Raw genomic sequence first — 14,644 nt, forward strand, 5'->3', positions numbered from 1 at the left:
CGGCGGGTGCGCCCCCTCGCCGCACGGCTCGTCCTGCTCGTCTGCCTGAGCGTCGTCGCCGCGGCGTGCCAGTCCACCGGATCACCCACGGCGACCGGCACCACCGAGCCGAGGCCGGCGCAGACGCCCGAGGCCGGGGAGTCGCCGACCGACAGCGGCACCTTGCGCTATGCACTCGGCGAGCCGAGCGCCATCGTGCCCGTCGAAGCGGTCGGGTCGGCCGCGCTGACCGTCGTGGATGCGCTCTTCGACTCGCTGACGGCCTGGGCGGCAAGCGGGCAGCAGCCCCAGCAGCTGCAGGTGCGACCCTCCGCGGCCGTGGACTGGTCCACGGAGGACGGGCGGGTGTGGACGTTCCGGTTGCGTCCCCGGGCGATGTTCCACGACGGGGCCACACCGGTCACCGCGTGGGACTTCGTGTTCGCCTGGGAGCAGGCCGTCCGGTTGGACGAGGTCGGCTACCATCTCCGGGAGGTCGAGGGCTACGAGGCCCTGCGCACCGGTGAGGCCGACGCGCTGGCGGGCGTCACGGCGATCGACGAGCACACCCTCGAGGTGCGCCTGTCGAGCCCGAACGCCGACTTTCCCGCGGTCGTCGGCCACCCGGCGCTCGGCCCCCTGCCGCGGACCCTCTGGCAGGCCGACCCCGAGGCGTTCCGCCGGCAGCCCGTCGGCAACGGCCCCTTCGTCGCCTCGGAGCCCTGGGCGCGGGGCCAGTTCCTGCGCGTGACGCCGTTCGACGCCTGGCGCAACCGCGTGGCCAGACCCTCGGTCACCGAGGTCGTGTTCCAGTTCATGGACGCCGAGACGGCCTACCTCGCGTTCCAGCAGGGCCGGCTCGACTTCGCCGAGCTGCCCCCGGGCGCCCTCACCGACGCCGCCGAGCACTACGAGGAGTCACCGGACGGCTATACGGGCCCGGGGCTGCTGCGGGGAGACGTCCCGGTCCTCTACTACCTCGGCGTCGACGTCACGCGACCCCCCTTCGACGACGTGGAGGTCCGCCGGGCACTGAGCCTGGCGGTCGACCGGGCCGCGATCGCGGGGGGCGTCCTCGAAGGCAACGTGACCGCCGCGCGCTCCCTGCTTCCCCCGACCCTCCCTGGACCCGGCACGCTGCCGTGCCAGGCGTGCCGGCACGACCCCGAAGCGGCAACGGCGATCTTCGCCGATCGGGGCATCACGAACCTCGTGCTGTGGTTCAACCGTGGCGGCGGCCACGAGCGCATAGCCCGCCAGCTGCGCCGCGACCTCCACGCGGTCGGGGTCCGCCTCGAGCTGCACACCGAGGAATTCCCCGAGTACCTCGCCGCGTTGAGCCGGGGCGAGCCGAACCTGTTCCGGTTCGGTTGGGCGGTTGACTACCCGACGCTCGACAACGCGCTCTACCCCATCCTCCACTCGTCGGCCATCGGCTCGGGGGACGGCGCGCACAACCACGGTCGTTATGCTGCAGGCGACGTCGACGCCCTGCTCGACGAGGCGCGGGCCACCCTCGACACCCGGGAGCGCCAGGTGCGCTACGCGGAGGCGGCCGACCTCGCCCTCAACCGGGACCAGGCGATCGTCCCGCTCTTCACCTACCGGCACGCCGCCGTCGCGAGCGACCGCACCGCGAATCTCGTCTACGACCCGATGGGCTTCGTCGACCTCGTCTCGGTGGAGATCGTCGACCCGGGCGACAGCTGACCCGCCGCGGATCTCACCCCAGCACCTTGCGCAGCTCGGCGTAGTGACAGGCGCTCGGGTGACCGTGCCCGGAGCGGTCGATGAGCTCGGGGTCCTCGCGCACGCACCGGTCGTCGCCCTTGAAGCAGCGGGTGCGAAAGTTGCACCCCGACGGCGGGTCAGTCGGGTTCGGCACGTCACCGGTCAGCACGATGCGCTCGCGCTTCCCCCGCTGACCGGGGTCGGCGATCGGCACGGCGGACAGCAGCGCCTGGGTGTAGGGGTGGGTCGGCCTGCCGTAGATGTCGTTGCGGTCGCCGATCTCCACGATCCGCCCGAGGTACATGACCGCGACCCGGTTGGAGATGTGGCGGACGACGGACAGGTCGTGGGCGATGAACAGGTAGGCGAGCCCGAGCTCGGCCTGCAGCTCCTGCAGCAGGTTGATGACCTGGGCCTGGATCGACACGTCGAGGGCGCTCACCGGCTCGTCGAGGACGAGCACCTGGGGGTTCAGGGCCAGTGCGCGGGCGATGCCGATGCGCTGGCGCTGCCCGCCCGAGAACTCGTGGGGGAACCGGTTGCCGTGCTCGGGATTCAGGCCCACGAGCTCGAGGAGCTCGGCCACGCGTGCGCGGCCCGCCTGACCGTCGTAGCGACCGTGGATGCGCAGCGGCTCGGCGATGATGTTGCGCACCGTCATGCGGGGGTTGAGCGACGCGTAGGGGTCCTGGAAGATGATCTGGATCTCCCGGCGCACCTCGCGCATCTGCCGACGGCTGTAGGCGGTGATGTCGCGGCCCTTGAACCACACCCTGCCGCCGGTCGGGTCGAGCAGGCGCATGATCGTGCGCCCGGTGGTGGACTTGCCGCATCCTGACTCCCCGACGAGGCCCAGTGTCTCTCCCGCCGCGAGCGAGAAGCTCACCCCGTCGACGGCCTTGACCGTGCCGACCTGTCGGCGGAAAAGCCCCGACTTGATGGGGAAGTGCTTCACGAGGCCCTCCACGCGGAGGATCTCCTCCCCGCGGGCGCTGCGCTCGTGGAGGTCGGCGGGGACCTCCTGCTGCCGCGCCGAGGGCGCGCTCACGAGCCGGCCCCCATGAGGTCCACGCCGATCTCACGCTCGACCTTCCCGATCTCGTCCGCCACCTCCATGTGGAAGTGGCAGGCTGAGCGGTGACCCGGCGCCGTCTCGTACAGCGGCGGGACTTCCGTGCGGCACCGCTCGCGCCCTCGGTAGACTCGGCAGCGGGGGTGGAAGGCGCAGCCCGGCGGCAGGTTGATGAGACTCGGCGGCTGGCCCGGGATGGGGGAGAGGCGTTCGAGGTCCATGTCGAGCCGGGGCAGGCTCGCCATGAGCCCGAGCGTGTAGGGGTGGCGGGGTTCGTGGAAGATCGCGTGGACGCTGCCGACCTCCACGACCTTGCCGCCGTACATCACGACGACCCGGTCGGCCATCTCGGCGATGAGGCCGAGGTCGTGGGTGATGAGGACGGTGGCGGCGTTCGTCTCCCGCTGCGCGGCCGCGAGCACGTCGAGGACCTGGGCCTGGATGGTCACGTCGAGCGCGGTGGTCGGCTCGTCGGCGATGAGCACCTTCGGCCGGTTCGCGATGGCCATGGCGATCATCGCGCGCTGGCGCATGCCACCGGAGTACTCGTGGGGGTAGGAGTCGAACCGCTCGTCGGCGTTCGGGACCCCGACCATCTCGAGCAGCTCGACGGCGCGCGTCCGGGCCTGCTTGGGGGAGATGTCGGGGTCGTGGCTCTGGAGCGCCTCGACGATCTGGTAGCCCACCCGCAGCACGGGGTTCAGCGAGGTCATCGGGTCCTGGAAGATCATCCCGATGTCCTTGCCCCGGATGCGCCGCATCTCCCGGTCCGACAGCGTGAGGAGGTCGCGCCCCTCGAGGAGCACCCTGCCGCCCACGATGCGGCCCGGCGGCTGCGGGACGAGACCGAGCACGCTCATGACCGTCACGCTCTTGCCCGACCCCGACTCTCCGACCACGCCGAGCGTCTCGCCCGGGTAGAGGTCGTAGCTGACCCGGTCCACGGCCCGGACGACCCCGTCGTCGGTGACGAACTCGGTCTGCAGGTCCTGGATGGAGAGCACCGGTTGGGCCATGGCTACCTCCGCTGCTGCGGGTCGAGTGCGTCGCGCAGGCCGTCACCCACGAAGTTGATGGCCAGGCAGATGACGACGATGGTGAGGCCGGGCATCGTCACCAACCACCACTGCGTGAGCATCGTGCCACGGCCGTCGGAGATCAGCTTGCCAAGCGCGGGGTTCGGCGGCTGTACCCCGAAGCCGAGGAAGGACAGGGCCGCCTCGAGGAGGATCGCGAGGGCCACCGTCAGCGTCGCGTTCACGATGATCGGCCCGAGCGCGTTCGGGAGGATGTGGCGGAAGATGATACGTGTGTCGCGCGCGCCCGAGGCCTTGGCCGCCTCGACGAACTCCTTCTCGCGCAAGGACAGGAAGGACCCGCGGACGATGCGGGCGACGAGCGTCCACAGCAGCGTCGCGAGGATGACCGCGACGCGGTACGGCGAGCCGTGACCGAGGAAGGCGACGAGGACGAGCAGAGCGGCGAGGCCGGGGACCACGAGCACGAGGTCGGTCAGCCGCATGAGCAGGTTGTCGACCCAGCCCCCGAAGTAGCCGGCGACCGCCCCGATCACCGTCCCGATGACCGTCGAGAGGAGCGCGACGATCCCCGCGACGATGACCGACGTGCGGGTGCCGTGCAGGACGCGGCTGAAGTAGTCCCGCCCGAGCCGGTCGGTGCCGAAGAAATGGAGGTTCTCGAAGGTCGGTGGCTGCGAGGCGTTGCGCAGGTCGAGCTCTCCGAACCCGTAGGGCGCCACCCGCTCGGCGTTCAAGGCGGCGAGGAAGATGACCGCGAGGATCACGAGGCTCGCCATGGCGAGCCTGTGCTGCAGGAACCGCCGCCGGAACAGCTGCAACTGGGTGACCGGGACGACCTCGAGCCCCTCCCGTGCGAGGGCCTCGGCGCGTACGTCGCGGGTCGACGTCTCAGTCATAGCGGATCCTCGGGTCGAGGTAGCCGTAGACGATGTCGGTGATGAGGTTGAAGACGATGATGACGATGGCGGTGATCATGAGCCAGGCCATGAGCGGATAGACGTCGCGGATGCTGAGCGCGGTGAAGAAGTAGCGCCCCATACCCGGGATGCCGAACACCGTCTCGATGATGATCGTGCCCCCGAAGATGACGCCGAGGTTCCAGCCGATCACCGTGGTGAGCGGGATGAGCGCGTTGCGCAAGGAGTGCCGCGACGTGACGGTGCGCTCCGGCAGGCCCTTCGCGCGGGCGGTGCGCACGTAGTCGGAGTGGAGCACCTCGAGCATGGACGTGCGCATGTACCGGCTGTACTGGGCGATGCTCGTGATGGACAGCGCGAGGATCGGCAGGGCGAGGTGCTGGAGGCGGTCGACGAGGAACGCGAGGCCGGTGCCGGGGTCGACCGAGCTCAGTCCCGCCGTGTAGAAGATGCGCACCCCGGTCGCCCGGTAGAGGTTCGTGAAGATCACCTGGAGGATGAGCGCCGCCCAGAAGATGGGGATCGAGAACCCGACGAAGCTGCCGGTGGTGGCGAGGTTGTCGAACCACGAGTACTGGCGCTTGGCCGAGACGACGCCGATGGCGATCGCGAGGCCGATCGCGAAGATCTCAGCGGCTACGACGAGCTGTGCCGTGTACCACATCGACCGGCGCAGCTCGGGCCATATCGCCCGGTCGCCGAAGAGGTTCGTGCCGAAGCGGTTGGTGAGCGCGTCGCGAACCCAGTAGCCGTACTGCACAGGGATCGGCTCGTCGAGGTGCTTGCGCTCGGCGATGTTCTGGATGGTGATCTCGCTGACGCCCGGTTGCTGCTGGAGGATCGACAGCGGGTTGCTGACCGCGCTGACCCCGAAGAAGATGATGACGCTGGCGAGGAAGAGGACGGGGATGCTGAACAGCAACCGCCGCAGGACATAAGTCGCCACAGACGTCCTTCGTCAGGGGGCCGACGCGGGAGGTCGCAAAAAGCCGCCTCCCCCACGATCGTAGCCGGGGGAGGCGGCGTCTGTGGTTGGGATCGCTACTCCGTCAGGTACCACTCCGAGGCGTTCCACGTCGGCCCCCACTGGGTCGCGTTGACGCGGACGCCGCCGAGGTTGTCCTCGTAGGCCAGCACCTGCGGGATCTGGAAGAGCGGGATGAGCGGGATGTCGGCGGCGATGAGCTCGTCGGCCTCGTTGTAAACGGCCCAGCGCTCCTCCTCGTCGAGGATGCCCGTGTTGCGTTCGAGGAGCTCGGTGACCTCCTCGTTGCAGTAGCCGATGTAGTTGAGGTCGCCGTCGCACATGAAGATCGTGTCGCCGCCGAACGGGTCGGGGCTGCCGACCCAACCGAAGTTGATGAGGTCGAAGTCGCCCTCGGGCAGCTGGGTGCCGAGCGCCTGGGCCGGCTCGCTGAAGTCGGCCGTCACCTCGACGCCGATCTCCGCGAGCTGCGCCTGGACGATCTCGAACATCAGCTCCCGGCGCTCGTTGCCCGACGTCGACACATAGCGGAAGGACAGCTCCTCACCGTCGCACGTGAACACGCCATCGTCCCCGTCGCGCGTGCAGCCGTTCTCCTCGAGCAGCTCGATCGCGGCCTCGGGGTCGTAGTCGTAGACGTCCCAGTGCGGCTCGTACTGCTCCTGGTTCTCCACGAAGATGGCGTTCTGCAGCACGCCGGCCTCGGGGTTCACGCCCTGCACGAGCTGCTCGACGATCGCCTCGCGGTCGATGCCCCGGATGATCGCCTCACGGACGTACTGGTTCGCGAGAGCGGGGTTGTCGTGGTTGAAGTCGATGTGCTCCCACTGCGGGCCGGCGTCGGACTGCACCTCGACGCCGTCGATGCCCTCGAGCTGCTCGATGAGGTCGACCTGCGGCTGGGGGTCGAAGATGTTGATCTCCCCGCCGCGGATCTGCTGCACGAGCGTCGGCGTCTCCTCGATGTAGCGGAACGTGATCCGGTCGAGGTTGGCCTGCTCGCCCCAGAAGCCCTCGTTGCGCTCGATGGTGAGCTGCTGGCCGCGCCGCCACTGGCCGAACTGGAACGGGCCGCTGGCGATCGGCTCGTCGGTCTCGGGGTCGACGATCCCGTCGTTCCAGACCTCGTTGAAGTCCTCGCCCTCGAGGACGTGCGCCGGCAGTACGGGGATGACGCCGAAGAGCGTGCGGTAGGGCGCGAACGGCTCCTCGAACGTCGCGCGCCAGGTCTTGTCGTCGACGACCTCGGTCTCGGTGATGAGGTCGTAGCCGTTGCGGGAGGTGATGTCGAACTCCTCGTCCATGACCGTCTGGTAGGTGAACTCGAAGTCGTCGGCGGTGATCGGCGTGCCGTCGCTCCAGGTCGCCTCCTCGAGGATGTTCCAGGTCACGACGAACGGCTCGCCGTCCTCGCCGCCTTCCGTCTCGGCCTCTCCGTCGATGAGCTCGGGCACGTACTCGAACTCCGGGGTGACGAGGTAGGCGCCGAGGAGGATCGGCCGGGTCACGATCTGTGTCGCGAAGAGGTTCCCCTCCGTGAGGGCCGGGTTGAGGATGGCGGGTTCCTGCTCGTGGCCGAATATGACGTTGCCGCCCTCGACCCTTTCGCCCTCAGGTTCGGTGACGCCCTCCTGGAGGGCACCCTCGCGATCGTCGGGCTGGCCGGGGGCACATGCGGCGACCCCCAGTGCCATCAGTACGAGCAGCGTCACCCAGCGGGCAGGCGGCAGGGAAGCGAGCATTCGTCCCTCCTGGGGGGGTCCGGGGTACGGCGGACGTGCTAGGACAGTAGTAGGAGGATAACAGCCAGCGGACCAAAAGGTTACCCGTGTGCGGCGGGGGCGGCCCAGCTCTCGTGCAGCGCCGCGTAGACGCCGGCTTGGGAGACGAGCTCGTCGTGGGGACCCCGCTGGACGATGCGACCGCGGTCGAATACGAGGACCTCGTCGGCCGCCCGGGCGGTCGACAGCCGGTGGGCGATGGCTACCGCGGTCCGTCCCCGGGTGAGTCCCTCGAGGGCCCGCTGGAGGCGCCCCTCGGTCGCCGGGTCGACCGCGGAGGTGGCCTCGTCGAGCACGAGCAGCTCGGGGTTCGCGACGTACGCCCGCGCGAGGGCGACGAGCTGGCGCTCCCCGGCGGACAGGGCCTGGCCCCGCTCGCCGACGCGGGTCGACACCCCGGCCGGCAGCCCGCTCACCCAGTCGGCGAGGCCGAGCTCGAGGAACGCGAGCCGGACGTCGTCGTCGCTGAGGCCGGGGCGGCCCATGCGCACGTTGTCCGCAACCGTCCCATCGAACAGGAATCCCTCCTGGGGCACCATCACGACGCGACGGCGCAGCTGTGCGAACGGCGCCTCGCGGACGGGGACCCCGTTGATGGTGATCTCACCGCTCGTGGGGTCCATCAGGCGGGTGAGGAGCTTCGCGAAGGTCGTCTTGCCAGACCCCGTCTCCCCGACGATCGCGATCCGCGACTGGGCGGGCAGGTCGACCGTGATGTCGTGGAGGACCTCAGGCGACGCCGAACCCTTCCCCGCGTCCGACGGCCGTGGGGGGTAGTGGAAGCAGACGTGACGGAAGGACACCGCGATCGGGCCCGGGGGGATGTCGCGGCCACCCCCAGGACGCGCCCCGGGGTCGGCGACGTCGGCGGGCGTGTCGAGGACACCGAGTATGCGCCGCCATCCCGCGATGGCGGTCTGCGCCTGGTCGAGCACCTCCGTCGCGACCTGCACCGGTGCGACGAACAGGCCGATCAGGAACAGGAACGACACGAGGCGCCCGGCCGACAGGCCCCCTCCGGGGCCGAGCAGGACCCCGACGACGACCGCGGCGGCCGTGGCGAGCGCGGCGAAGACCTCGCCGCTGGAGAACATGACCGACGCGGTGCGGTGCGCGCGGTAGACGGCGTCGAACTGGCGGTCGACCGCGTCGACGATGCGTGCGTTCGTCCGCTCCTCGATGCCGTACGCCCGGACGACGGGAGCGCCGACGACGCTCTCGCCGATGGTGGTGAGCATCTCGCCCACGCGCGTGCGCACGAGATCGTACGCGTGCCCGAGCCGTCCCTGGAACCAGCGCAGCACGAAGGCGAGCGGGAAGAACGTGAGCAGGACGACGAGCGTCAGCTGCCAGCTGTAGACCGCCATGACGGCGGTGGCGAAGGCGAGCTGACCGACGTTGACGACGAGGACGATCCCGCCCCACTGCATGAAGCGGCTGATCTCGTCGACGTCGGCCGTGACGCGCGCGACGAGCGACCCCCGGTGCTCGGCGGCATGGTGGAGCGCCGACAGGTCGTGGATGTGGCGGAACGCGCGCACCCGCAGGTTCGACAGGGCGCTCTCGGTGAGGCGGACGAGGCGCGCGATCATGAGGTAGCCGGCAGCGGCGGTGAGCGCGACGGCGGCCAGGGCCGCGACGGTGAGCACGGCGACCTGCCGCAGATCCGCGCCGTCTGGCGCGAGCACCCCGCGGTCGATCGTCAGCTGGATCGCGATGGGCACGACCACGCGGCCTGCGGTCGCGACGACCGCGAGCGCCAGCGTGAGGGGCAGGCCGGCACGGAACTCCGGCGAGAGACGCAGGCCACGCCGCAGGACCTCCCACGCGCCCCCGGGCCTGCGAGTGGGCGCGTCCGTGGCGGTCACCGGAGGCCGCCCTGGTCGGCGAGGGCGAGGAACCGGGCGTAGGCCGGCTCGCGGGCGAGCAAGTCGGCGTGGCGGCCCCGGGCGCGGACCGTGCCCCGGTCGAGGAAGACGACCTCGTCGGCGAGGGCGACCGTCGCGCTCCGGGAGGCGACGACGATGACCGTGGAGGGCAGCGCAGCGTCGCGGAGCCCCTCGAGGATCGCCCGCTCGGTCCGCGTGTCGACGCTCGACGTGGCGTCGTCGAGGACGAGCACCCGGGGCCGGCGCACGAGCGCGCGCGCGAGCGCGATGCGCTGGCGCTGCCCCCCCGACAGCGACGCGCCCCGTTCGCCGACCACGGTGTCGTAGCCGTCCGGCAGGTCCGTGACGAAGCCGTGTGCCTGGGCCAGCTCCGCGGCGGCACGCACCTCCTCGTCGGTGTAGGCCTCCCCGAGGGTGATGTTGTCCCGCACCGACTCGTCGAACAGGAACGAGTCCTGGAACACCACGGCGACCTGCGAGGAGAGCGCTCCCCGCGCGAGCCGGCGGACGTCGCGGTCGTCGACGAGCACCGCGCCGGTGTGGGGGTCGGCGAGGCGCACGAGCAGCGAGGTGATCGTGGACTTGCCGGACCCGGTGGGACCGACGACGGCGATGGTCTTGCCCGGCTCCGCGCGCAGGGTCACGTCCGACAGCGCGGGCGCGCCGCCGTGCCCGAACGACACCGACGCGAGGTCGACGCCGGCGGCGCCGGTCCCCGTCCCGTCCTCGCCCCCGTAGGCCAGCTCGTCGTCGGCCGCCAAGACGCGCGCCACCCGGTCCCAGCTGACGACGGAGCGGGGCAGCTCACCGAGGAGGAAGCCGATGATGCGGATCGGGAAGGCGAGGAGGGTGAAGAGGTAGGCGACGCGGACGAGATCGCCCGCCTGGAGGTCACCCGCCGCGATCCGCCAGGCCCCGACGAGCAGGACGAGCAGGACGCCGACGTTCGGCAGCGCCTCGACGAGCGGGTCGAAGACCGCGCGCAGCCGCCCGGTCGCGACGAGCGCGTCGCGGAGACGGGACGAGGCCGCCGCGAACCGCTCGGTCTCCTCGGCCTCCCGGCCGAGGGTCTTCACGACGAGCGCTCCGTCGAACGACTCGTGGGCGACCGAGGAGACCTCCGCCCGCCGCTGCTGGGCGCGGGTGGCCGGTTCCGCGACGAGCGCGTTGTAGCGGACGTTGAGGGCCGCGATGGCCGGCGCGACGACGAAACCGACGGCGGCGAGGAACGGGTCGGTGGCGATCAGCACAACCGCGGTGACGACGAGCAGGAACGCGGTGCCCACCGCGAAGGGCAGCGGTGCGATCGGCCAGAACGTCGACTCGACGTCGGCGTTCGCGTTCGACAGCAGCTCGCCGGTTGTGTGCCGGCGATGCCACGCGAGCGGCAGCCGCTGGTACTGGTGCGCTACCCGCTTGCGGAAGAGGGCCTGCAGGCCGTACTGCATGTACGACGCGGCGATCCGCCGGAGGATGATGCCCGCTGCCCGGCCGACGCCGAGCGCGAGGATCGCCGCGCCGGCGGCCACGACCGAACCCCGGGCGACCTGCCCCTCACCGAAGGCGGGGACGATGACCCCGTCGGTGATCGCCCCGAGCACGATGGCGGAGCCCACGAGGCAGCCGCTGTAGAGCACGGCCCCGAGGACCGCGAGCACGAAGGGCTTCGGCCGCAGGCGGACCGCCATCGCGAGCACGGCGAGTCCCCGGCGCACGATGCGCCGGTCAGGCACGGTGGTGGCGGCGGCCATGAGCCGGCCAGCGTAGCCGCGCGACGGCCGGCCCCGACGAATGCGCCGGGCGGGGCTGCCCCGTCAGCCGCGGGCCTTGCCGGCCTCCGCGCGCTCCCGTGCCCGCCGGGCCAGGTGCGCCTGCGCGTCGAACGGCGCGGCGCCGTCCGGGCGCACGCGCTCCCACGACCCGTCGGCGTGCAGCTTCCAGGCCTGGACGGTGTCGGCGAGCATGACGTCGAGGATCTCCACGAGCTCGCCCCGCAGTGCGGGGTCGCACACGGGGGCCAACGCCTCGACGCGTCGGTCGAGGTTGCGCGGCATCCAGTCGGGCGACCCGATCCAGAGGCCGTCCTCGCCGAACTGGAGGATGCGGCTGTGCTCGAGGAGCCGGCCGACGACGCTGCGGACCCGCACCGTCTCGCTGACCCCGGGAATGCCCGGCCGCAGTCCGCAGATCCCGCGCACGACGAGGTCGATGCGGACCCCGGCCTGCGACGCGCGGTAGAGCTCTGCGATGAGGGTCGGGTCGACGAGCGCGTTGAGCTTCGCGCGGATGAGACCGGGGCGCTCGGGGGTGGCGACATCGATCTGGTGATGGATGAGCGCGATGAGCTGCCCGCGCAGGGAGGCGGGGGCGACGAGCAGCTCGCGGTAGGCGTCCTGGCGGGCGTAGCCGGTGAGGTAGTTGAACAGGTCGGTGACGTCGGCGCCGAGTGCGGCGTCCGCGGTGAAGAGCCCGAGGTCGGTGTAGCTGCGCGCGTTCCGCTGGTGGTAGTTGCCCGTGCCGAGGTGGACGTAGCGGCGGATCCCGTCGGCGTCCCTGCGCACGACGAGCGTCGTCTTCGCGTGGGTCTTGAGGCCCACGAGGCCGTAGACGACGTGCACCCCGGCCTTCTCGAGGGCCCGCGCCCAGCCGATGTTCACCGCTTCGTCGAACCGGGCCTTCAGCTCGACGAGGGCGACGACCTGCTTGCCGCGCTCGGCGGCGCGGATCAGGGCCTGCACGATCGGGGAGTCCCCCGACGTGCGGTACAGCGTCTGCTTGATGGCGAGCACGTCGGGGTCTTCGGAGGCGGCGGCGACGAAGCGCTCGACGGTGTTCGTGAAGCTCTCGTACGGGTGGTGCACGAGGAGGTCGCCGCGGCGGATCTCGGCGAAGAGCGCGGCGCTCGAACGCTGCGGGGCTGCAGCCAGGCGGGGCGGGGTGACGGGCGGCCAGGGCTCGTAGCGCAGGTCCGGCCGGTCGAGGCGCGCCAGGGGCGCGAGGTCGCCGGGGGCGAGCAGTCCGGTGACGTGGTAGGTGTCGACGTCGTCGAGGTCCAGCTCGTCCTGGAGCAGCCGCAGGACACGGTGGGGCATGTCGGCGGCGACCTCGAGCCGCACCGCGGCACCGCGGCGGCGCTTGCGCAGCTCCGCCTCCACCGCCATGAGGAGGTCCTCGGCCTCCTCCTCCTCGATCTCGAGGTCGGCGTTGCGGGTCACGCGGAACGCGAAGGATTCGAGCACCTCCATGCCGGGGAACAGCCGGGGCAGGTGGGCGGCGATGACGTCCTCGAGGGGTACGTACCCCGTCTCGCCGATCAGCGGCACGAGGCGGGGGAGCACGCCGGGGACCTTCAGACGAGCGAAGTGGCGCTCGCCGGTGGCGACGTCGCGCACGGTCACCGCGAGCGACAGGCTGAGGTTCGAGATGTAGGGGAACGGGTGACCCGGGTCGACGGCGAGCGGCGTGAGGACGGGGAAGACCTCCTCCTCGAAGTAGGCGTCCACGGCCGAGCGCTGCGCCGCGCCGAGGTCGGTCATCGACCGCAGCGCCACGCCGCGGCGCTGGAGGGCGGGGAGCAGCTCGTCGTGGAGGCAGGCCGCCGCGGCGGTGATCGTCGGGGTGACCTGCTCGGCGATGCGGGCGAGCTGCCCGGCGGGGGACTGCCCGTCGGCGGTGCGGGCGGTGACGTGGGCGACTACCTGCCGCTTGAGGCCGGCGACCCGCACCATGAAGAACTCGTCGAGGTTGCGCGCGAAGATCGACAGGAAGCGAACCCGCTCGAGCAGCGGCACGTCCGTGCGCATCGCGGTGCTCAGCACCCGGCTGTTGAACTCCAGCCAGGACAGCTCACGGTTGAGGTAGAGGGCCGGGTCGTCGAGGTCGGGCGGCGCCGGCCCGCCGGTCAACCCGTCGAGGTCGACGGCGGCGTCGGTGTCGGTACCGGAGCTGCCCATGGGGGGCCATCCTATCGACGGCGCGCCGGCGGGCGGCAGTTCGGCTCCTCGCGGGCCGGAGGGTCGTGGCCCGCCCCTGGAACCCATGCCCGGGGGAGCGCATCATGAGGCACTGCCTGAGCCTGTGCGCGAGGAGGCCGCCATGCGGGTGGAGTCGTCGGTGCTCTCTGTTTCATGGATCCCCTCGGAGATGCTCCCGGGACTCGCCGCGCTGCCCTTCGACCGGGGCTTGCTGCACTACGACGAGCCACCTCCTGAACGCATCATCGACCTCGAGGCGCTGCGCGCCGGGGACCGGTTCCGGTTCGCCAACGAGCTCACCGGGTGGATCACGGTCGAGGACGGGCGGATCACCGGTTATGGGCAGGGGGGCCGCGGCCACATCGGCGTGACCCGCGTGCGGTTGGCCGGCCGCGAGCTGTCCTTCGCCGCCGTCGGCTTCCCGGAGCTGCGGCCCGACCCCGTCGTGGGGGAGGACCGGGTCGTGCTCACGCAGACGTACGGCGGTCGGACCGGCGTGCCCGCGCCGCGGCCGGTTCCCCTCAAGCCGTTCGTGCAGTGGGCGGCGCCGACGGTCTGGACGACGCTGACGCTCACGCTGCACGCGGACGGTCACGCCGAAGGCAAGCTCGCGGGGGCGAGCAGCATGCCGCGTCACTGGCTCTACGACCACGAACGCCGGCTCGTGGCCAAGACCAGCGTGGTGGACATGACCACCTGGGCGCGCACGTCGTTCGGCGGGCACACCCCCTGGGGAGCGCACGACTCGCCCGCCCTCGTGAGCGTTGCCGAGTCGGCGCTCGAGCGCCAGCTTGCGCACACGATCATGCGGGGCGGCGAGCGCCCCGAGGTGCGGCGGCTCCCGGAGGGCATGGTTGTCGTGCGCCAAGGCCATCCGGGTCGTGAGCGCTACCTGCTCCTCGACGGGATCCTCACCGTCGAGGTGGACGGCGAGACGGTCGCAGAGGTGGGCCCCGGCGCGGTGGTGGGGGAGCGGGCGCTTCTCGAGGGCGGGATCCGCACGGCGACGCTGCGCACCGCCACACCGTGCCGCATCGCCGTCGCGAGCGAGGACCGCATCGACCGCCAGGCGCTCGCCGAGCTGAGCAGCCACCACCGCAGGGAGGAGCAACCGGATCCGCCCGCCCCGCCGGCCCCATAGGCGCCTGCAGCGTGCCGCCGCCGGTCCCCGGGCCTCCCTCGCTACCGGGCCGGCCGGCGGCACGCTGCAGGCGCCTATGGGGCCGGCGGGGCGGGCGGATCCGGTTGCTCCTCCCTGCGGTGGTGGCTGCTCAGC

10 protein-coding genes are annotated in these 14,644 nt (G+C 71.5%); 2 read left to right on the forward strand and 8 right to left on the reverse strand.

Annotated features, from left to right (window positions below):
* Nucleotides 1–6 precede the first annotated feature (6 nt).
* Nucleotides 7–1,689, forward strand: a complete 1,683-nt coding sequence (locus VM324_11865) for an ABC transporter substrate-binding protein (GenBank protein HVL99977.1) — start codon at nt 7–9, stop codon at nt 1,687–1,689.
* Between the two features lie 13 nt (nt 1,690–1,702).
* On the opposite strand, the gene VM324_11870 is transcribed toward VM324_11865, so the two are convergent.
* The 8 genes from VM324_11870 to ppk1 all read right to left on the reverse strand — a co-directional run bounded on the left by VM324_11870 (nt 1,703) and on the right by ppk1 (nt 13,347).
* Nucleotides 1,703–2,758, reverse strand: coding sequence for a dipeptide ABC transporter ATP-binding protein (locus VM324_11870; protein ID HVL99978.1), 1,056 nt, complete (start codon nt 2,756–2,758; stop codon nt 1,703–1,705).
* On the reverse strand, nt 2,755–3,798 hold the full coding sequence (locus VM324_11875; GenBank protein ID HVL99979.1) for an ABC transporter ATP-binding protein: 1,044 nt from the start codon (nt 3,796–3,798) through the stop codon (nt 2,755–2,757). The genes VM324_11870 and VM324_11875 overlap by 4 nt, the downstream gene beginning before the upstream one ends.
* A 2-nt stretch (nt 3,799–3,800) precedes the next feature.
* Complete coding sequence (locus VM324_11880) at nt 3,801–4,718, reverse strand: ABC transporter permease (protein ID HVL99980.1); 918 nt, start codon at nt 4,716–4,718, stop codon at nt 3,801–3,803.
* Entirely contained in the window at nt 4,711–5,685 is a 975-nt protein-coding gene (locus VM324_11885; protein ID HVL99981.1) for an ABC transporter permease, read from the reverse strand. Before VM324_11885 ends, VM324_11880 begins: the two co-directional genes overlap by 8 nt.
* A 95-nt stretch (nt 5,686–5,780) precedes the next feature.
* Entirely contained in the window at nt 5,781–7,466 is a 1,686-nt protein-coding gene (locus VM324_11890; GenBank protein HVL99982.1) for a peptide ABC transporter substrate-binding protein, read from the reverse strand.
* Nucleotides 7,467–7,546: 80 nt separating this feature from the next.
* Nucleotides 7,547–9,373, reverse strand: a complete 1,827-nt coding sequence (locus tag VM324_11895) for an ABC transporter ATP-binding protein (protein HVL99983.1) — start codon at nt 9,371–9,373, stop codon at nt 7,547–7,549.
* Nucleotides 9,370–11,145, reverse strand: a complete 1,776-nt coding sequence (locus VM324_11900) for an ABC transporter ATP-binding protein (GenBank protein HVL99984.1) — start codon at nt 11,143–11,145, stop codon at nt 9,370–9,372. Before VM324_11900 ends, VM324_11895 begins: the two co-directional genes overlap by 4 nt.
* 63 nt (nt 11,146–11,208) lie before the next feature.
* Nucleotides 11,209–13,347 (reverse strand): polyphosphate kinase 1, encoded by a 2,139-nt coding sequence (ppk1, locus tag VM324_11905; protein ID HVL99985.1) that lies wholly within the window; start codon nt 13,345–13,347, stop codon nt 11,209–11,211.
* Nucleotides 13,348–13,489: 142 nt separating this feature from the next.
* On the opposite strand from ppk1, the gene VM324_11910 reads away from it, so the two are divergent.
* Nucleotides 13,490–14,509 (forward strand): cyclic nucleotide-binding domain-containing protein, encoded by a 1,020-nt coding sequence (locus tag VM324_11910; protein HVL99986.1) that lies wholly within the window; start codon nt 13,490–13,492, stop codon nt 14,507–14,509.
* The last annotated feature ends 135 nt before the right edge of the window (nt 14,510–14,644 follow it).

This window comes from Egibacteraceae bacterium, from assembly GCA_035540635.1.
Classification (GTDB): Bacteria; Actinomycetota; Nitriliruptoria; order Euzebyales; family Egibacteraceae; genus DATLGH01.

Coding starts and splice junctions, on each gene's coding strand:
- VM324_11875 (HVL99979.1), bottom strand. CDS start 3,798: ATGGCCCAACCGGTGCTCTCCATCCAGGACCTGCAGACCGAGTTCGTC.
- VM324_11880 (HVL99980.1), bottom strand. CDS start 4,718: ATGACTGAGACGTCGACCCGCGACGTACGCGCCGAGGCCCTCGCACGG.
- VM324_11890 (HVL99982.1), bottom strand. CDS start 7,466: ATGCTCGCTTCCCTGCCGCCTGCCCGCTGGGTGACGCTGCTCGTACTG.
- VM324_11900 (HVL99984.1), bottom strand. CDS start 11,145: ATGGCCGCCGCCACCACCGTGCCTGACCGGCGCATCGTGCGCCGGGGA.
- ppk1 (HVL99985.1), bottom strand. CDS start 13,347: ATGGGCAGCTCCGGTACCGACACCGACGCCGCCGTCGACCTCGACGGG.
- VM324_11910 (HVL99986.1), top strand. CDS start 13,490: ATGCGGGTGGAGTCGTCGGTGCTCTCTGTTTCATGGATCCCCTCGGAG.